Raw genomic sequence first — 18,235 nt, 5'->3', positions numbered from 1 at the left:
CCCGGCCACGCAGCCCCGCACGGCGGCAGGCGCGCCGAACGGTCACGCACCAGTTGCCGGGCCCGGTACCCAGATCGACCACCGTTCACACATCGGCCCCGGCTCCCCCGCCGGCTTCGCGATGACCGCCGATGCCATGGACACCAGCGACATCGGAGGCGACGTGGACGCCTTTGGGGCGAGTGCAACCGCCGGGGCCGGCTCGAGCCCCGCGAACAGCACCGGATCCGCGAACACCGCGGCGGCCAGCGTCGCCGCCGGGCCGAGCGTCGCCGGGCCGAGCGCCACCGGGCCGAGCATCACCGGGCCGAGCATCGCCGACGCCGACGACGTCGGCTACCGCGGCCCGACCGCCTGCCACGCCGCCGGGATCAGCTACCGCCAGCTCGACTACTGGGCCCGCACCGGGCTCGTCGTGCCCTCCGTGCGCGACGCCAGCGGCTCCGGCAGCCAGCGCCTCTACTCCTTCCGCGACATCGTCGTGCTCAAGGTCGTCAAGCGCCTCCTCGACGCCGGCGTCTCGCTGCAGAACATCCGCAAGGCCATCGACACGCTGCGCTCGCGCGGGGTCGGGGACCTCGCCGGGATCACCCTGATCTCGGACGGGACCACCGTCTACGAGTGCCGCTCGCCCGAGGAGGTCGTCGACCTGCTCCAGGGCGGCCAGGGCGTCTTCGGCATCGCGATCTCCGGGGCGTTCAAGGAGATCGAGGGCACGCTGTCGCACCTGCCGGCCGAGGCGGCCACACCGGGCGAGGAAGTCCCCGCGCCGCCGGCCACCGGCAGCGCCGAGGACACCTACACCGGGGGCGACGAGCTCGCGATGCGCCGCGCCCGCCGTCGCGCCGGCTGACCGAACCCACCACCGCACCTCGCGACCTCCGTTCACCGAGCCGTGCCCCCAGTTTAGAACAGGGGTACGACACAAAAGGGCGTGTCACGAAAGGTGGGCTGCACGTCGTTGCCGACACGCCGGCCCGGCACCAAGATCAGACGCATGCCCCCGCAGCGAGTCGTGATCGTGGTCTTCGACGGCGTCCAGAGCCTCGACGTCACCGGCCCGCTCGAAGTCTTCACAGGAGCCGGCAAGGCGAGCGCCAGGCCGTACGAGCACCCCGGCGCCGACCTGTCCGTCCCGGCGCTGGCCCGGCGCGCGAACCTGTCGCCGCGGCAGTTCAGCCGCGCGTTCGCGGCGGAGGTCGGCACGCCGCCGGGGCGCTACGTCGGCCAGGTGCGCCTCGAGGCCGCCCGGCGGCTGCTCGAGGAGGGCCGCGACGGCGTCGAGGAAGTGGCCCGGACCTGCGGCTACGGCACACCGGAGGCGATGCGCCGCGCCTTCGTCCGCGAGCTGGGCGTGGCCCCGGCCGGCTATCGGGAGCGTTGCTAGATGCGCATTGCCATGGTGTTGTACCGCCGGATGACCGCCCTGGACGTCGTCGGGCCCTACGAGGTGCTGTCGCGCCTGCCCGGCGCGTCGATCACGTTCGTCGGCTCGGGCCCGGGACCGGTGCCGGCGGACACCGGACTGCTGCACCTCGGCGACCGGTCCGGCTTCGCGGAGGCGCCGGAGCCCGACGTGGTCGTCGTCCCGGGCGGGCCCGACGTCGCCGCGCAGGTCGCCGACGCGGAGCTGGGCGAGTGGCTGCGCCGCGTCGACGCGGGCGCGACCTGGATGACGTCGGTGTGCACCGGCTCGCTGATCCTCGCCGCCGCCGGCCTGCTGCGCGGGCGCGCCGCGACCTCCCACTGGCTCGTGACCGAGCGGCTGCGGGAGTACGGCGCGCTGCCGTCCCCCGGACGGGTGGTCATCGACGGGAAGTACGCGACCGCGGCCGGCGTCTCCGCGGGCATCGACCTCGCGCTCACGCTCGCCGGGCGGATCGCCGGGCCGCAGGTCGCGCAGGCCATCCAGCTCGCGATCGAGTACGACCCGCACCCGCCCTTCGCCGCCGGATCCCCCGCGTCGGCCCCGCCGGAGGTCGTCGCGTTCCTGCGCGCCAACCGCCATCTCGTGGTGTCGTCGTAAGCTCCAGGGCGTGACGTTCCGTGGCTGGCCCGCCGAGGCGCTCGAGTTCTACGACGGACTCGAGGCGGACAACTCGAAGACGTACTGGACCGCGCACAAAAGCACCTATGAGGAGCAGGTGCGCGGCCCCATGAGCGAGCTGCTCGCGGAGCTGGAGCCGGAGTTCGGCCCGGCGAAGATCTTCCGCCCCTACCGCGACGTGCGCTTCAGCGCCGACAAGTCGCCGTACAAGACCTCGTGCGCGGCCTCGTTCGAGCGCGGCGGCTACGTCCAGCTGACCGCCGAGGGCCTCGCCGCCGGGGCCGGGGCGTACATGATGGACTCGCCCCGCCTGGCGCGCTACCGCCAGGCGGTCGCCGCCGACGCGTCGGGCCGCGAGCTCGCCGCCATCGTCGCGGACCTGGCCGCCCGCGGCTGGTCGGTGACGTCGCACGAGCAGCTCAAGACCGTGCCGCGCGGCTTCGACAAGGAGCACCCGCGGGCCGGCCTGCTGCGCCACAAGGGCCTCATCGCCTGGCACCAGTTCCCGCTGAAGCCCTGGCTCGGCACCCCCAAGGCACGCGGGCACGTCGAGACGTTCCTGCGCGGCTGCCAGCCCCTCCAGGAGTGGCTCGCCGCACACACCTGAGTCAGCAGCCCGGACCGGCACCGCCAAAAAGCGCACCGGCACCCGAGTCAGCAGCCCGGACCGGCACCGCCAAAAAGCGCACGGACACCTGAGTCAGCGGCGCTCGACCGCCGCCATCAGCACGTCGAACGGTGCCGCCGCCGCGCGTGCCGCCGCGTCGCGGTCCGCGGCCTCGCGCGCCGCCGGCTCCGCCCACAGGCCGCCCTCCAGCGCGAGCGCCGCCCGGGCCGCGTCGGCCCCCGCCTGCCAGGCGGCCTCCTCGGCCGCCGCGCGGACCAGGCTCGCCGGCCGCTCGCCGACCGGCACCTGCGGCGGGTCGGCCAGCAGGTTGCCCGGCGGCACGAACACGACCGGCAGGCCGCTGCCGAGGACGGCGGCCTGGCGCCGGGCCTCGAAGGCCGGCGAGTCGTCGATCGCCGCGCCGTAGACGGCCGCGGTGCGGGCCGCGATCGCGTGCCACGAGTGCCGCTCGCGGGCCATGGCGCGGGCGCGGGTCGCGAGGGTCTGGGCGAACATCGGGTCCTGCAGCAGCGCCGCGACGGCGTCGGCGAGGCCGTCCGGGTCGCCGGCCGGGAAGCGGATGCCCGTGACGCCGTGCTCGACGATCGAGGCCAGGCCGCCGGTCGAGGCCACGACGAGGGCCGCGCCCGAGGCGGCGGCCTCGAGGGCCACGGTGCCGGTCGGCTCGTATCGGCTCGGCATCACGAACGCGTCCGCGGCGGCCAGGACCGCGGCCAGGGTCGGCTGGTCCAGGGTGCCGGGGAAGGAGACGGCGCGGTGCAGCTTGAGGCGGCGGGCCTCCTCGATCAGGGTGCCGCGGTAGGGGCCGTCGCCGGCGACGACCGCGCGGGTGCCGGGGTGGCGCTCGCGGATGGCGGGCATCGCGGCGAGGAGGTCCTGCACGCCCTTCTCGCTGACGAGGCGGCCGGCGTAGGCGATCAGCGGGCCCTCGCCGGCGAAGCGGAGGCGGGCCTGGAGCACGGCGCGGGGCTCGGCGGTCCACACGTCGGGGTCGATGCCGCTGGGGACGACGTCGACGCGCTCGGCGGGGACGTCGAAGAGGTGCTGGACCTCCCAGCGCAGGTATTCGGTCGGCACGATGACGCGGCAGGCCTCGGAGCCCAGCCACCACTCGACGGAGTGCACCGAGCGGCTGGTCTCCCCCTCGAGGTAGCCCTGGCGGCGGCCCGCCTCGGTGGCCTGCAGCGAGGCCACGAACGGGATGCCGAAGTGCTCCTTGAGGGTCACCGCGGCGTGGGTGACGAGCCAGCCGTGGGCGTGGATCACCTCGTAGCCGGCGGCCGGCGCGGTGCGGATGGCGGTCTCGGCCAGCATGTGGTTGACGGCCATGGTGTGGCCGAGGTCGGTGTCGTCGGTGGACGGCACCGCGGCGGCCCGGACCACCCGGACGTCGCCGAGCATCGATGTCGCCGGGGTGCCGGACTCGTGCCGGGTGACGACGGTGACGTCGTGGCCGGCGGTGCCCAGCGCGGCCGCGAGCGCGGCCGTTCGTGCATCACTCGAAGGGAAGTCCCAGGCGATCATCAAGACGCGCATAGCGGATACCTCTCGTCGCCGACTGTCACCGTAGCGCGTTCCGACGCTTCCGCGGACCGGCTTCGCGGGTCAATTTCACTTTTCCCGATGTTGCGGGACGTGCACCTTGCAGCTTGCAGTTTTGCCTGATGACGGTGCGTGCGTGCAGCAGGGCGGCGACCGATCGGGCGGAGAACGGCGCCCCGGTCGGGCGGTACGGCGCGTCACCCTCCGCGATCTCGCTGACCGAGCCGAGTCCGCACTCGCCCAAATGTCCCTCAACGGCGACGGGCAGCGCGTCCACCGGCCGGCCGGCGGCACACATCGCGTCGACGTACGGCCCGAGCCACCACGGCCACACCGTTCCCTGGTGATATGCCGTGTCCCGGGCGACGACTCCGCCCCGGTGCGCACCAAGGTACCCGTATTCACCCGGGCCAAGCGTGCGCAGGCCCAGCGGCGTGAGCAGGCTCTCGCCGACGGCCCGCAGCACGTCGTCGCGCAGGCGGGGCTCGTCGGCGCCGGGGGCGTACGGCAGGCTGAACGCGAGGAGCTGGTTGGGGCGCAGCACCGAGTCGTCGTGGACGCCGGAGCCGCCCTTCGGGTAGGGCGCGGGGCCGGCGTCGACGACGTCGTAGAGCCAGCCGTCGGGCGCGCGGAAGCGCTTCACGAACTGGGCCCGCACGGCGTCGCGGCGGCCGTGCACGACGGAGGCGTCGCGGCCGCAGCGCTCCCGCAGCGCGGCGACGGCGCCGAGCGCGTTCGCCCACAGCGCGTTGAGCTCGACCGGCTTGCCGTCGCGCGGGGTCACCGGGCCGCGCGGCAGGCGGGCGTTCATCCAGGTGAGGCCGGCGTGGTCGGCGTCGAGGACGAGCAGCCCGTCGAGGGGGTCGACGCTCACGCCGTCGCGGGTGCCCTTCGTGTACGCCGCGATGACCCCCTCCACCGCGGGCAGCAGCTCCGCGGCGAGGTCGGCGTCGCCGGTGCGCGCGATGTGCCGGTCGACCGCGTGGACGTACCACAGCGCCCCGTCGGCGTCGCCGAGCTCCTCGGCCCGCAGGCGCGCGCCGAGGCCGGCGTGGGCCCGCAGCAGCTCGCGGCCCTCGGCGGCGCGGCCGGTGTGCAGGAAGAGCCCCTCATAGGCGGTCATGGTGTCGCGCAGGTAGCTGCCGAACCACGGGTACCCGGCGATCACCTCGGGCACGCCGTCGCGGTCGATGATGAAGGCGTCCGCGGCGAGCGTGAGCAGGCGCTCGGCGGCGGTGCGCACGCCGGCCTGGCGCACGAGCCGGCGGGCGCGGCGGCGGGCGGCCTCGACCACGGCGGGGCCGTCGGGCAGCGGCGCGGCGTTGCCGAGGTCGGAGCGGGCGGTGACGGTGAGGGTCTCGCCGGCGCCCAGGTCGGCCGCGAACGTCCCGGCGGCCCAGAGGTCCTCGACCGGGTTGAGGCCGCGGGCGGTCTCCTCGCGGTGGTAGGCGTCGAGGTACCACTCGCCGAGCGGCGTCCAGCCCGGCCCGTCGAGCGCGTACGCGTCCTCGATGTCCAGCGGGCCGTCGGCGCAGAAGCGCTCGCCGTCGGCGTCGCGCCACGTGCACAGGGCGGTGAGGCCGAGGTGGACCCGGGCGCCGGGCGGGGCCGCGACCAGGCGGTGCACCACGGCGACGGCGTTGCGGCCGCGGACCATCGCGACCTCGCGCTCGAGGACGTATTCGCCGAACCGCCAGCGCCAGCGCGGTACACCGTCGAGGATCTCGAAGGATTCGAGGTGGTGGTGGCCCTGGGGGTCGATCGCGCCGGAGCCCCACTCGTGCACCGCCAGGCGGTGCTCGGCGCCGCCGGGCAGCCGCAGCACCGGGTCCAGCGCGGCGAGCGCGACGCGGCGCTGCGGGGTGACGAGCAGCGCGTGGTACCGGCGCGTGCGCAGACCGGCGACCGTGCCGGTCGCGTATCCCCCGAGGCCGTCGGTGACCAGCCATTCCGCTTCGAATCCCGCCGGGGTGGCGCAGGCATGCGGGCCGAAGGTCATCACCGATCCGGGGGGCATGTGCCCAACTATGATCCGAACCCCCTCGTTTCAAACGCGCGCCACGGCTGAATTCGCCGGAGATTCATCCTGGAACCGTGTCGGGAATCCGACGCACCGCCGATCACGATTCATTATTGAAGGAGTGGGGCATATGGCAGCCAGCTTCGCGCGTACCCGCGCGTGAACTTTCGACGCACGTAACACTGTGGCAACGGGGGCACCGTTGGACAGCGGTGCCGAGCAATGGAGCGGGAGCGAACATGCAGGTCTGGCCGGGCAACCGGTACCCGTTGGGCGCGACCTACGACGGGCAGGGCACCAACTTCGCGATTTTCAGCGAGGTGGCCGAGTCCGTCGAGCTGTGCCTCTTCGACGACCACGACGCCGAGGAGCGCATCAAGCTGGTCGAGGTCGACGCGTTCGTCTGGCACGCCTACCTGCCGGGGGTCGAGCCGGGGCAGCGGTACGGCTTCCGCGTCAGCGGCCCCTACGAGCCGCAGCGGGGCCTGCGCTGCAACCCGCACAAGCTGCTGCTGGACCCGTACGCGAAGGCCATCGACGGCGACATCGCCTGGGATCCGGCGGTGTACGGCTACGACTTCAACGACCCCGAGCGGATGTCGGAGGCCGACTCGGCCCCGTTCATGCCCAAGGCGGTCGTGGTGAACCCGTACTTCGACTGGGGCAACGACTCGGCCCCGCGGGTGCCGTACCACCACACGGTCGTCTACGAGGCGCACGTCCGCGGCCTGACCATGCGCCACCCGGACGTGCCCAAGGAGCTGCGCGGCACCTACGCCGGCATCGGCCACCCCGCGGTCGTCGAGCACCTCAAGCGGCTGGGCATCACCGCCGTCGAGCTGCTGCCCGTGCACCACTTCGTGCACGACCAGCGCCTCGTCGAGCTGGGCCTGTCCAATTACTGGGGCTACAACACGATCGGCTTCTTCGCCCCGTACCACGGCTACGCCCACCGGCACCGCGGCCAGCAGGTCCAGGAGTTCCGCGGGATGGTCAAGGCGCTGCACGCGGCCGGCATCGAGGTCATCCTCGACGTCGTCTACAACCACACCGCCGAGGGCAACCACCTCGGCCCGACGCTGAGCTTCCGCGGCATCGACAACGGGCACTACTACAAGCTCGAGGACGAGGACAACCGGTACTACACCGACTACACGGGCACCGGCAACAGCTTCAACGTGCGCAACCCGCACTCGCTGCAGCTCGTGATGGACTCCCTGCGCTACTGGGTGACGGAGATGCGCGTCGACGGCTTCCGCTTCGATCTCGCCTCGACCCTGGCCCGCGAGTTCTACGACGTCGACCGCCTCTCGACGTTCTTCGAAGTCGTGCAGCAGGACCCGGTGGTCAACCAGGTGAAGCTCATCGCCGAGCCGTGGGACGTCGGGCCGGGCGGCTACCAGGTCGGCAACTTCCCGCCGCTGTGGACGGAGTGGAACGGCCGGTTCCGTGACACCGTGCGCGACTTCTGGCGCGGCGAGCCGGCGACGCTGGGTGAGTTCGCGTCGCGGATCACCGGCTCGGCCGACCTCTACCAGGACGACGGGCGGCGGCCCTTCGCCAGCATCAACTTCGTCACCTGCCACGACGGCTTCACGCTCAACGACCTCGTCTCCTACAACGAGAAGCACAACGAGGCCAACACCGAGGACAACCGCGACGGCGAGAGCCACAACCGCTCGTGGAACTGCGGCGTCGAGGGCCCGACCGACGACCCGGCGGTCGCCGCGCTGCGGGCCAAGCAGCGCCGCAACTTCCTCACCACGCTCATGCTCAGCCAGGGCGTGCCGATGATCTGCGCGGGCGACGAGCTCGGGCGCACCCAGGGCGGCAACAACAACGCGTACTGCCAGGACAACGAGATCAGCTGGGTCGACTGGGAGAACGTCGACGAGCAGCTGCTGGCGTTCACGCGCGGCCTGGCGCTGTTCCGGGAGCGCCACCGGGTGTTCCGCCGCCGCCGCTTCTTCACCGGCCGGCCGGTCGCCCGCGCCGAGGGCACCCCGATCGCGGACGTCGCCTGGTTCGCCACGGACGGGCGGGCGATGACCGAGGAGGACTGGGACAACCACTTCGGCAAGGCGCTCATGCTCTTCGTCAACGGCGAGAGCATCACCGAGCGCGGCTCGCACGGGGAGCGGCACGTCGACGACTCGTTCCTGCTGTGCTTCAACGCACACTACGAGCCGCTCGACTTCGTCATACCGACGCAGGAGTACGGCAAGGAGTGGGAGCTGGTGATCGCGACAGCGACCGGGCCGGCCCGCGACGGCGTCAGCTACACCGCGGGCGGCACGATCACGGTGCCGGACCGCTCCCTCGTCGTGCTGGACCGCACGGTATGAGGGTGCCGACGGGGACGTACCGCGTGCAGGTGCGCCCGGACTTCGGGCTGGACGCGACCGCCGGCCTCGCCGGGTACCTCCGCGCGCTCGGGGCCTCCCACCTGTACTCCGCGCCGCTGCTCACCGCGACCCCGGGCTCGCCGCACGGGTACGACGTCGTCGACCCGCGCACGGTGAACCCGCAGCTCGGCGGGGCGCCCGCCCTGGACCGGCTGGTGGCGGCGCTGCGGCAGCAGGGGCTCGGGCTCGTGGTCGACATCGTGCCCAACCACATGGGCCTGTTCCAGCCCGCGGCCAACCCGATGTGGTGGGACGTCCTGGCGAGGGGGCGGGCCAGCGTGTACGCGGACTGGTTCGACATCGACTGGGACGCCGGCCCGGTCGTGGTGCCGGTGCTCGGCTCGCCGGCCCTGGACGACCTGCGCGTCGAGGACGGCGAGCTGCGCTACTACGAGCACCGCTTCCCGATCGCCGCCGGCACCGGGGACGGGACCGCGCAGGAGGTGCACGCGCGGCAGCACTACCGGCTCGTGTACTGGCGCGAGGGCAACGAGCGGCTCAACTACCGCCGGTTCTTCGCCGTCACCGAGCTCGCCGGGGTGCGCGTCGAGGACCCCGCGGTGTTCGAGGCCACGCACGCGGAGATCCTGCGCTGGGTCCGCGAGGGCCTCGCCGACGGCATCCGCGTCGACCACCCCGACGGCCTGCGCGACCCCGGCGAGTACCTGACCCGTCTGCGCGAGCGGGCCCCGGACACGTGGCTGCTCGTCGAGAAGATCCTCGAACGCGGCGAGCCGATGCCCCCGTGGCCCGTCGACGGCACCACGGGCTACGACGCCCTGGCCGAGGTCTGCGGCCTCTTCATCGATCCCGGTTGTCCGGAACCGTCCGGCAAGAGCTGGAAGCAGGAGTCGTACGAGCAGAAGCTGGACGTCACCCGGCGCCTGTTCACCGCGGAGCTCAACCGCCTGGAGCGCCTGGGCGGCGACCGGGCGCGCCTGGCCGAGATCGCCGCGAACTTCGACGTGTACCGGACCTACCTGCCCTACGGCGTCGAGCACCTGGAGCAGGCCGCCAAGGGCAACGTGCCCGAGCGGCTCAAGGACCCCGGCGACGAGCTGGCGGTCAGGTTCCAGCAGTTCACCGGCGCGGTCATGGCCAAGGGCGTCGAGGACACGGCGATGTACCGCTGGAACCACCTCATCGCCCTGAACGAGGTCGGCGGCGACCCCAGCCGCGTCGGCGTCGAGCCGGACGAGTTCCACGAGGCCCAGGCGCGCCGGCACCGCGAGTGGCCGAACGGCATGACGACCCTGTCCACGCACGACACCAAGCGCGGCGAGGACGTGCGGGCCCGCCTCGCCGTGCTCAGCGAGGTGCCGGACGAGTGGCGGGCCGCCGTCGCCGGCTGGCGCGAGGCCGCCCCGCTGGACGACCCGTCGTTCGAGGCCCTCTTCTGGCAGACGATCGTCGGCGCCTGGCCGATCTCGCAGGAGCGGCTGCGGCTGTACCTGCGGAAGGCCGCCCGCGAGGCGAACCGCTCGACCTCGTGGGACGAGCCGGACCAGGCCTTCGAGGACGCCGTCGAGTCGAACCTGGCCCGGGTCTTCCACGACCCTGATCTGCACCGCTCGGTGCAGGACTTCGCGTCCCGGATCACCCCCTACGGCTGGAGCAACGCGCTGGGCCAGAAGCTCGTGCAGCTGACGATGCCGGGCGTGCCGGACGTGTACCAGGGCACCGAGCTGTGGGAGAACTCCCTCGTCGACCCCGACAACCGCCGCCCGGTCGACTTCGCCGAGCGCCTCGACCTGCTCGCCGCGCTCGACGCCGCCGCGGCGGCCGGCCAGCCGCTGCCGCCGGTCGACGTGTCCGGTGCGGCGAAGCTGCTCGTGGTCAGCCGCGCGCTGCGGCTGCGCCGCGACCGGCCCGAGCTGTTCGGCGACTACCGGCCCGTCGAGGCCACCGGCGCGGCGCAGCGGCACGTCGTCGCGTTCGACCGGGGCGGCGCGCTCACGGTCGCCACCCGGCTCCCGGCCGGCCTCGAGGCCGCCGGCGGCTGGCGCGACACCGAGCTCAAGCTCCCGGCCGGCGACTGGGTCGACGCGCTCACCGGGCGCGGGGCCGCACCGCGCCTCGCCGACCTGCTCGCCTCCTACCCCGTCGCGTTGCTGGTGAAGGGCTGACCGCATGGAGTTCCGGGTCTGGGCGCCGTCCGCGCGCCGTGTCGTGCTGCACAGCGGGGACGCCGCCGTTCCCATGACCGCCGACGGGCAGTGGTGGACGGCGCAGGACCCGTCGGCCGGCCACGGCACCGACTACGGCTTCGCGCTCGACGACGCCGGGACGGTGCTGCCCGACCCGCGCTCCCGCTGGCAGCCGGGCGGGGTGCACGAGCGCAGCCGGGTCTACGACCACGCCCGGTTCGCCTGGAACGACGCGGGCTGGACCGGGCGCCAGCTCGCCGGGAGCGTCGTCTACGAGCTGCACGTGGGCACCTTCACGCCGTCGGGGACGTTCGACGGGGCGATCGAGCGGCTGCCGTACCTGCGCGAGCTGGGCGTCGACCTGGTCGAGCTGCTGCCGGTGAACGCCTTCAACGGCGAGTACAACTGGGGCTACGACGGCGTCGGCTGGCACGCGGTGCAGGAGAGCTACGGCGGCCCCGACGGGCTCAAGCGGTTCGTCGACGCCGCCCACCGGGCCGGGATCGGCGTGCTCATCGACGCCGTCTACAACCACTTCGGCCCGTCCGGGGCCTACGCACCGCAGTTCGGCCCGTACCTCTCCGCCGGCGCGAACACCTGGGGCCGCTCGCTCAACCTCGACGAGGCCGACTGCGGCGAGGTGCGCCGGTTCATCATCGACAGCGCGCTGCAGTGGCTGCGCGACTACCACGCCGACGGCCTGCGCCTCGACGCCGTGCACGCGCTCGTCGACCGCGGCGCGACCCACCTGCTCGAGGAGCTCGCGGCCGAGGTCGACGCGCTGTCCGCGGCGCTCGGCCGCCCGCTGACCCTCATCGCCGAGTCCGACCTCAACGACCCGAAGCTCGTCACGGCCCGGGAGGGTGCCGGCTACGGCCTGCACGCCCAGTGGGACGACGACGTCCACCACGCCCTGCACGCCCTGCTGACCGGGGAGCGGCAGGGGTACTACGGCGACTTCGGCAGCCCCGAGTGCTTCAAGACGGTGTGGGAGTCGGCGTTCTTCCACGCGGGCACCTGGTCCTCGTTCCGCCGCCGCGTGCACGGGCGCGCCGTGGACCGGGCGCGCATCCCCGGGTACCGCTTCGTCGTCTGCCTGCAGAACCACGACCAGATCGGCAACCGCGCGACCGGGGACCGGCTCACCGCGACCCTCTCCCCCGGCCTGCTGCGCGTGGGCGCCACGCTGCTGCTGACCTCCCCGTTCACGCCGATGCTGTTCATGGGCGAGGAGTTCGCGGCCCGCACCCCGTGGCAGTTCTTCACGAGCCACCCGGAGCCGGCCCTGGCCGCGGCCGTGGCCGACGGGCGCCGCGAGGAGTTCGCCGCGCACGGCTGGCCCCCGGGCGACGTGCCCGACCCGCAGGACCCGGAGACGTTCGCGCGCTCCCAGCTCGACTGGGCGGGCATGGACATGGAGATGCTCGAGCTGTACCGCCGGCTGATCGCGCTGCGCAAGTCCCGGCCGGGCCTGTCGGACCCGCGCCTGGACCGCGTCCACGTCGTCCACGACGACGGGGTCCTGCTGATCCGCCGCGGCGAGCAGACGGTGGTGGCCAACCTGACGGCCGACCCCCGGACGGTCCCGCTGCGCGCCGAGTGCGTGCTCCTCGCGACCGACGAGGCCGTCGTGCTCCAGTCCGGCCTGCTGACCCTCCCCGCCGAGTCGGCCGCGATCCTCTGACGGCCCCGCGCCGCCTCCCGGCCGTCGTCGTGCGGCACGGCCGGGCCGGGTTGACTCCGGGTTGACTCCGGTCGATACGGTGCGCTGATGGCGATCGGATCGGCGTCGGCGGCCCTCGCGTGGGCGCTCGTGGGCGCGGTCGTGGCCGTGGGCGCCGGCGTGGCCGTGGGCCTCGGGGTGTACCGGCGGCATCGGCGCATCCTGCGGCGCGGCGCGCGGATGAGCGCCGAGATCGCCGCGGCCGAGATCGCCCCGCCGCCGGGCCCGTACGAGTCGCGGCGGCGCACCGTGCGGCTGCGGCTGCGCTTCGAGGGCATCGAGGAGCACGCGCTGGAGTTCATCGGGTACCGCCTGCGCCGCGAGGACGCCGAGGCGCTCACGCCGGGCGCGACGGTGCGGGTCTGGGTGCTGCCCGAGGACCTGTCCGAGGTCCGGGTCGCCCGGCCCGGCGATGGGGGCAGGGAGCGGATCCTGCCGTTCCAGGCCGCCCCGGCGGTGTCCGGCCGCTACCCCGAGGGCGGCATGGACGGCCTCGCCAGCCTGCTGGACCCGACGGTCTGAATCGCCGCCATCCGCGCGAAACGACCGATAGGCGACAGCCCCGGCGGGGGTGCCGGCACCACAATGCGATCATGACGAGGTTCATGCCGGTGGGCAGCCGGCGCCACGCCGCGCTGCTGGTCGCCGCCACCGCCGTGGTCTGGCTGATCGCCGGCGTGGCGGTCGCGCTGGGCGGCCGGATGTGGTGGGCGGTGGCGGCGTTGCCGCTCGCGGCCCTGCTCGTCCCGCCGATCCTGCTGTTCCGGCTCAGCGGCGAGCGGACCTGGCCGACCTGGGTGGCGTTCGGCTTCGTGTTCGTGCTGCTGCTGACGGCGTACGCCGGGCCGGGCGACTGGTACCTGCGCGCCGCGGGCACCCGCACCACCGCGACGGTCCGCGAGGTGTCCTGCCCGGCCCCGACCCGCGATGCCCGCACCAACCGGTGCCTGTACACCTACAAGCTCTACGACGCGTCCGGCGCCCAGCTGCCGGGCGAGTTCCGCGACACGGTCGAGTACGAGTACGGCAGCCCGGTCGACGTGGTCGTCGATCCGCACGGCCTGCTCGGCCCCCGCCTCGCCGCCGACCTCGACACCCGGGTGTTCGACGTCCTGGCCCTGGCCGGTTTCGCCGGCTTCGCCGCGACCGTCGCCGCCGCGGCCGCCGCCGGCCGCCGCGCCAGGAGGCCTCAGGCCGGGCCGTAGAGCGGCTCGGCGGTCAGCTGCCCGCCGGGGTGCACGAGCACCGCCAGGGTCACCCCGTCCAGGCCGAACACCGCGCGGGTCCGGGCCGGCACCGCGACGCGCTCGCCGCGCTCCAGGTCCACGGCGACCGCGGTGTCGTAGCGGTCCCCGGCGGTCAGCAGCAGCGCGCACGGGCGGTCGAGCCGGCCCGCGAAGCAGCCGGCCAGCCGCGCCGGGGCCGGCACCGGAATCGGCTCGCCGATCACGTGGCCGGTGTGCGGGTCCCAGCGGTGCACCGAGCCGTCCCAGTCGCAGCCCACCAGCATCTCCCGGCCGGTCGGGGCCAGGGCGAGTCCCTGCAGCGCCGGGGCGGCCGTCGGCTGGGGCGGCCGCAGGGGCTCCCCCGTCGCCGCGTCCGCGCGGTACAGCGTCCCGTCCTCGCCGCCGCCGACCAGCGTCACGCCCCCGGGCCGCAGCGCGGGCACCACGGCGCGCAGTGGCGGGCCGAGCAGCGGTGGCGGGCCGAGCAGCGGGGGCCGGCCGAGGCGCGCGCCGGTCGCGGCGTCCCAGCGGTGCAGGCCGCCCGGGCCGGCGCCCGCGAGCACGACCCGGCCGTCCGGCAGCGGGGCCACGGCCACGTCCCACACCTCGGCCGGGTCGGCGACCGGGGGCAGCTCGGCGCCCGCGGCCAGGTCGAAGCGGCGCGGCCCGGCGACCCCGGCGGCCAGCAGCAGGGTCCGGCCGGGCAGCGAAGCCGCGGCGAGGGGGAGCGCGGGCCAGGTGCCGCGGGCGGCCTTCGTGCGCGCGTCGAACAGCCGCGTCCCGCCGTCGCCGTGCGGCGCGAGCAGCGGGCCGTCGGGCGTCGCCAGCACGGCCACCCAGGCGGCCATCGGACGGGCGGCGTCGATTCGCACGGGGGACTCCTCTTGACCACACACGGGCCGGCCTGGTTAAGTAACCAACAGGTTAGATAACCACTTGGTTAGGTACGCGATGAGCACTGATCGGCTGAGTATGACCTTCGCGGCCCTCGCGGACCCGACGCGGCGGGCGATCCTCGCCCGGCTCAGCGCGGGCGAGGCGACCGTGAAGGAGCTGTCGGCGCCGTTCGCGATGAGCGGGCCCGCGATCTCCAAGCACCTGCGGGTGCTGGAGCAGGCGGGGCTGATCTCGCGCGGGCGGGAGGCGCAGTGGCGGCCCTGCCGGCTGGAGGCCGGGCCGCTGCGGGAGGTCGCCGCGTTCGCCGAGGAGTACCGGCGTTTCTGGGACGAGAGCTACTCGCGCCTGGACGCTTATCTGCAGTTTCTTCAGGACGACATCAAGGAGCCGGACGATGAGCACTGACACGCTGGGCGTGACCGGGTTCGAGCTGGACGGCGAGCAGGGGGTGCGGATCACCCGGGTCGTGGCCGCGCCGGCCAGGCTCGTGTTCGACGTGCACACCAGCCCGGAGCACCTGCCGCACTGGATGGTCGGGCCGCCCGGCTGGACCATGGGCGTGTGCGAGATCGACCTGCGGCCGGGCGGCGCCTTCCGGTACGTCTGGAGCACCGCGAGCGGCGAGGAGCTGACGATCTCGGGCGCCTTCGAGGAGATCGAGCGGCCGCAGCGGCTGGTGAGCACCGAGGCCTGGGCGGGCTGGCCCGCGACCCGCAACACCCTGACCTTCACCGATCTCGGCGGCCGGACCCGGATCACGACCCACATCACGTACCCGTCGGCCGAGGCCCGCGACAACGCCCTGCAGAGCGGGATGCGCGAGGGCATGGACGCCACCTACGCGAATCTGGAGTCGTACCTGAACACGAGCACTGCCGGACAGTTCACCATGCGGCTGGAGCTGGTGCCGATCCCGGTCGCCGACATCGACGCGGCCCGGGGCTTCTACGCCGACCGGCTCGGCTTCCACGTGGACCACGACATCGAGCCCGGCAACGGCGCCCGGATCATCCAGCTGACCCCGCCGGGCTCGGCCTGCTCGATGCTGCTCTCCAAGGGCCTGCCCGGCATGGACCAGGCGCCCGGCGTCGTGCACGGCCTGCACCTCGTCGTCGACGACGTCCGCACGGCCCGGGAGGCGCTGCTCAAGCGGGGCGTCGACGTCGGCGAGGTGCAGGACATGGGCGGCATCCTCTACGCCGGGTTCGCCGACCCCGACGGGAACTCGTGGCTGCTGCAGGAGATCCCGCCGTCGGCGGCGACCTCGAGCGAGCCCCAGGACGTGCCGGCCACGTAGGGGTAGCGGCCGGGGCGCCGGCCACGCGTCCAGGCCGTCAGCAGCGACCAGCCCGCCATGGCGCGCACGTAGTGGTCGCCGCACTCGATCTCGTTGAACGGGTTGCGGCGCGTGCCGTCGTAGCGGGCCCGCACGCCGCGGACGATCGCCAGGCCCTCCTCGTCGAGGCCCTCGTACAGGCAGTGGGCCGCCACCTGGTACTCCACGCCGGTCCAGACCTCGTCGCAGTAGCGCAGCGGGACCGCCGGGCGCCCCCCGTGGGGCCAGGTGCAGACCACCAGCCCGGTCTCGTCGCCGTCGGCGAACTCCCGATAGCCGTGTTTCGCAAAGCCACTGCGGAGGTTGTACCGCACGATCGACCGCAGCGCCGAACGCACCCGGTCGACCGGCAGGAGGTGGCCGAGCCCGAGCTCGTGCGCCCACCACTGCCCGAGCAGCTGATCCGACAGGCACCCGCCGCCGAAGGCGTAGAACTCGCCGTTCCACAGCAGCTCGTCGTACGCCTTCGAGGCGCGCTCGAAGCGCTCCCCGTACGCCGGGTCGTCCCCCATCTCGTGCATCGCCCGCAGCGCGGCCAGCCACAGCCCGCCGACGAACATGTTGGGCTCGTGCAGCGAGATGTCGTACGTCACCGGCTGATCCCCGCGCAGGACGCCGTCGCCCCCCGTATCCCAATTGTTCGAAACATACGACATGAGCGACACCAGGGCCGGCCACTGCGCGCGCAGCCAGTCGGAGCCCGCCCCGTCCTGGACCGAGCGGTAGGTCTTCAGCACCGCGCCCAGCATGCCGTCCAGCGCCGGGCGCTCCGGCCCGCCGATCGGCACCCCGTGCAGCTGCGGGAGGTACAGCGGCAGCACGACCCGGTGCGGGATCGAGCCGTCCGGGGCCTGGACGGCGAACTCGGTCTCGCGCATGTCCCGCCCGACGGACGGGAACAGCCGGGCCAGGGCCTGCTCGTAGTTGAGCACGTGGTTGCAGTTGAGCGGGCACGAGCCGCCCGCGTCGCCGTTCCAGTTGCGGGTGGAGGCGCCCAGGGCGCCCTCGAACGCGTAGGTGCGGCCGTCCGCGGTGCGGAACACGCTCGGCGAGCGCACCAGGGCCGGCTGGGCCGCGATCGTCTCCCGCAGCGGCTCGGGCAGGTCGCTGCCCGCCACCGCGTCGGCCCACGCGCGCGACGCGGCGTCGAGCCGGTCGCGATCGGCGAGGTAGGCGTCGAGCACGTCGAGGGCGCCGCCGAACCGGGTCGCGTAGTGGTTGCCGACCCAGAAGCGGGCCGGGCCGTACGGGTGCTGGGGGCCGAAGCGGTCGAAGTCGGCGTACCGGTTCGGGAACCACCACGCGTGCACGATGTCGATGGTCGTGGACTCCCCGGGCGCCAGGGCGAACGCGGCCGCGACGGCGGCGTCCCAGGTGTGCCCGGCCGGGCTCGGCCCGCTCGGCGCGCGCATCGGCGACGCCCCGGAGGCCAGGGCCGCGCGCAGGGCGGCGTCGGAGTAGTCGCCGAGCTGGGTCGGGGCGACGAGGCGGACGGTCTCGGCGAAGCGCAGCAGCGCGTCGGCGTCGTGGGCGCGCGGCAGGACGGCGGCGGGCGAGTCTGTCCAGAGCAGCAGCTCACCGGCGGCCGGGTCGTCCTCGGCCAGGCCCGGGTGGTCCATGAGCACGCCCGACTGGCCCGGCCGGCGCAGCAGCCGGTTGACGTTGCCGCCGTAGCCCGCGCCGCGGGTGCCCCGGATCGGGGTCACGCCGTCCCAGCCGGCCGCGTTCTGCAGCGCGCCCAGCAGGAACCCGTGGCGGAACTCGGCGCTGTCGTTGCGGATCGTGAAGCGGAAGCGGACCAGCGGCAGCGCGCTCGCGTCGGCGTCGAGCGGCACGAAGGGCGTGTGCGCCTCGAGCGCGACGGCGACGGGCAGCGCCGGGTCGCGGTAGGTGACGGTCGCGAACGGGTAGGCCGCCTCGAACGTCGTGTCGGCCACGAACGGCCAGCGCCAGGGCTCGCCCGCGTCCGGCACGTCGGCGTCGGAGACGTTCGCGGCCGGGCGCGGGTGCGGCGCGATCGGCGCGGCGCGCAGCAGGCGCACGACGTCGTCCGGCGGTTCGAGGGAGGAGACCCGCAGCGCGAAGAACGAGTCCGGCAGCAGGCCCGTGTGGTTCGGCGGCCCGTTGAGCTGCCACTGCCGCAGCGCTCCGTCCCCGCACAGCGCCATGTGCCCGGTGCCGAGCCCGCCGAGCGGGAACGCCACCGCGCGCCGAGCGTCTCCGACGTACACAAGATCCTCCGCCTGTGAAGCAACTGTGTGAAC

At 74.0% G+C, this 18,235-nt stretch carries 15 protein-coding genes; 11 read left to right on the top strand and 4 right to left on the bottom strand.

The window, feature by feature from the left end:
* Positions 1 to 298 precede the first annotated feature (298 nt).
* The 4 genes from AC6JBM_RS06285 to AC6JBM_RS06270 all read left to right on the top strand — a co-directional run bounded on the left by AC6JBM_RS06285 (position 299) and on the right by AC6JBM_RS06270 (position 2,654).
* The gene (locus AC6JBM_RS06285) at positions 299 to 853 is read left to right on the top strand and encodes a MerR family transcriptional regulator (RefSeq protein ID WP_497986422.1); all 555 of its coding nucleotides are present in this window, start codon (positions 299 to 301) and stop codon (positions 851 to 853) included.
* Positions 854 to 997: 144 nt separating this feature from the next.
* Entirely contained in the window at positions 998 to 1,387 is a 390-nt protein-coding gene (locus AC6JBM_RS06280; protein WP_497982658.1) for a helix-turn-helix domain-containing protein, read from the top strand.
* A complete protein-coding gene (locus tag AC6JBM_RS06275; RefSeq protein ID WP_497982657.1) occupies positions 1,388 to 2,026 on the top strand; it encodes a DJ-1/PfpI family protein in 639 nt (212 codons plus the stop codon).
* A 10-nt stretch (positions 2,027 to 2,036) separates the two neighbouring features.
* The gene (locus tag AC6JBM_RS06270) at positions 2,037 to 2,654 is read left to right on the top strand and encodes a DUF2461 domain-containing protein (RefSeq protein ID WP_497982656.1); all 618 of its coding nucleotides are present in this window, start codon (positions 2,037 to 2,039) and stop codon (positions 2,652 to 2,654) included.
* 93 nt (positions 2,655 to 2,747) lie between these two features.
* Here the strand turns inward: AC6JBM_RS06270 and AC6JBM_RS06265 are convergent, their stop codons facing one another.
* Together AC6JBM_RS06265 and AC6JBM_RS06260 are read right to left on the bottom strand one after the other, a co-directional pair.
* The gene (locus AC6JBM_RS06265) at positions 2,748 to 4,211 is read right to left on the bottom strand and encodes a glycosyltransferase family 4 protein (protein ID WP_497982655.1); all 1,464 of its coding nucleotides are present in this window, start codon (positions 4,209 to 4,211) and stop codon (positions 2,748 to 2,750) included.
* Between the two features lie 25 nt (positions 4,212 to 4,236).
* Positions 4,237 to 6,234, bottom strand: coding sequence for an amylo-alpha-1,6-glucosidase (locus tag AC6JBM_RS06260; protein WP_497982654.1), 1,998 nt, complete (start codon positions 6,232 to 6,234; stop codon positions 4,237 to 4,239).
* Between the two features lie 242 nt (positions 6,235 to 6,476).
* On the opposite strand from AC6JBM_RS06260, the gene glgX reads away from it, so the two are divergent.
* The 5 genes from glgX (at position 6,477) to AC6JBM_RS06235 (ending at position 13,717) form a co-directional block, all read left to right on the top strand.
* The gene (gene glgX, locus AC6JBM_RS06255) at positions 6,477 to 8,582 is read left to right on the top strand and encodes a glycogen debranching protein GlgX (protein WP_497982653.1); all 2,106 of its coding nucleotides are present in this window, start codon (positions 6,477 to 6,479) and stop codon (positions 8,580 to 8,582) included.
* Complete coding sequence (locus tag AC6JBM_RS06250; RefSeq protein ID WP_497982652.1) at positions 8,579 to 10,768, top strand: malto-oligosyltrehalose synthase; 2,190 nt, start codon at positions 8,579 to 8,581, stop codon at positions 10,766 to 10,768. Before glgX ends, AC6JBM_RS06250 begins: the two co-directional genes overlap by 4 nt.
* Before the next feature lie 4 nt (positions 10,769 to 10,772).
* A complete protein-coding gene (gene treZ, locus AC6JBM_RS06245; RefSeq protein WP_497982651.1) occupies positions 10,773 to 12,473 on the top strand; it encodes a malto-oligosyltrehalose trehalohydrolase in 1,701 nt (566 codons plus the stop codon).
* An 87-nt stretch (positions 12,474 to 12,560) separates the two neighbouring features.
* A complete protein-coding gene (locus AC6JBM_RS06240; protein WP_497982650.1) occupies positions 12,561 to 13,034 on the top strand; it encodes a hypothetical protein in 474 nt (157 codons plus the stop codon).
* 71 nt (positions 13,035 to 13,105) lie between these two features.
* The gene (locus AC6JBM_RS06235; RefSeq protein WP_497982649.1) at positions 13,106 to 13,717 is read left to right on the top strand and encodes a hypothetical protein; all 612 of its coding nucleotides are present in this window, start codon (positions 13,106 to 13,108) and stop codon (positions 13,715 to 13,717) included.
* On the opposite strand, the gene AC6JBM_RS06230 is transcribed toward AC6JBM_RS06235, so the two are convergent.
* Positions 13,702 to 14,610 carry a WD40 repeat domain-containing protein gene (locus AC6JBM_RS06230; protein ID WP_497982648.1) on the bottom strand — a complete coding sequence of 303 codons (909 nt, stop codon included), beginning with the start codon at positions 14,608 to 14,610 and terminating at the stop codon, positions 13,702 to 13,704. The two genes, AC6JBM_RS06235 and AC6JBM_RS06230, sit on opposite strands and share 16 nt — an antisense overlap.
* Before the next feature lie 79 nt (positions 14,611 to 14,689).
* Between AC6JBM_RS06230 and AC6JBM_RS06225 the strand changes: the two genes are divergently transcribed.
* Together AC6JBM_RS06225 and AC6JBM_RS06220 are read left to right on the top strand one after the other, a co-directional pair.
* A complete protein-coding gene (locus AC6JBM_RS06225) occupies positions 14,690 to 15,040 on the top strand; it encodes an ArsR/SmtB family transcription factor (RefSeq protein ID WP_350613505.1) in 351 nt (116 codons plus the stop codon).
* Positions 15,030 to 15,932, top strand: coding sequence for an SRPBCC domain-containing protein (locus tag AC6JBM_RS06220; RefSeq protein WP_497982647.1), 903 nt, complete (start codon positions 15,030 to 15,032; stop codon positions 15,930 to 15,932). The genes AC6JBM_RS06225 and AC6JBM_RS06220 overlap by 11 nt, the downstream gene beginning before the upstream one ends.
* Here AC6JBM_RS06220 and AC6JBM_RS06215 read toward each other — a convergent pair.
* Positions 15,830 to 18,175 carry a GH116 family glycosyl hydrolase gene (locus AC6JBM_RS06215; RefSeq protein ID WP_497982646.1) on the bottom strand — a complete coding sequence of 782 codons (2,346 nt, stop codon included), beginning with the start codon at positions 18,173 to 18,175 and terminating at the stop codon, positions 15,830 to 15,832. The genes AC6JBM_RS06220 and AC6JBM_RS06215 overlap by 103 nt on opposite strands.
* Between the last annotated feature and the right edge of the window lie 60 nt (positions 18,176 to 18,235).

It is taken from the genome of Dactylosporangium thailandense (assembly GCF_059739745.1).
This window is presented reverse-complemented; position numbering and strand designations above follow the sequence as displayed.

Excerpts from the sequence above, each read along its gene's own strand:
- AC6JBM_RS06260 (WP_497982654.1), bottom strand. The coding sequence starts at position 6,234 with ATGCCCCCCGGATCGGTGATGACCTTCGGCCCGCATGCCTGCGCCACC.
- glgX (WP_497982653.1), top strand. The coding sequence starts at position 6,477 with ATGCAGGTCTGGCCGGGCAACCGGTACCCGTTGGGCGCGACCTACGAC.
- AC6JBM_RS06220 (WP_497982647.1), top strand. The coding sequence starts at position 15,030 with ATGAGCACTGACACGCTGGGCGTGACCGGGTTCGAGCTGGACGGCGAG.
- AC6JBM_RS06265 (WP_497982655.1), bottom strand. The coding sequence starts at position 4,211 with ATGCGCGTCTTGATGATCGCCTGGGACTTCCCTTCGAGTGATGCACGA.
- AC6JBM_RS06280 (WP_497982658.1), top strand. The coding sequence starts at position 998 with ATGCCCCCGCAGCGAGTCGTGATCGTGGTCTTCGACGGCGTCCAGAGC.
- AC6JBM_RS06240 (WP_497982650.1), top strand. The coding sequence starts at position 12,561 with ATGGCGATCGGATCGGCGTCGGCGGCCCTCGCGTGGGCGCTCGTGGGC.
- AC6JBM_RS06275 (WP_497982657.1), top strand. The coding sequence starts at position 1,388 with ATGCGCATTGCCATGGTGTTGTACCGCCGGATGACCGCCCTGGACGTC.
- treZ (WP_497982651.1), top strand. The coding sequence starts at position 10,773 with ATGGAGTTCCGGGTCTGGGCGCCGTCCGCGCGCCGTGTCGTGCTGCAC.
- AC6JBM_RS06250 (WP_497982652.1), top strand. The coding sequence starts at position 8,579 with ATGAGGGTGCCGACGGGGACGTACCGCGTGCAGGTGCGCCCGGACTTC.
- AC6JBM_RS06225 (WP_350613505.1), top strand. The coding sequence starts at position 14,690 with ATGAGCACTGATCGGCTGAGTATGACCTTCGCGGCCCTCGCGGACCCG.
- AC6JBM_RS06235 (WP_497982649.1), top strand. The coding sequence starts at position 13,106 with ATGACGAGGTTCATGCCGGTGGGCAGCCGGCGCCACGCCGCGCTGCTG.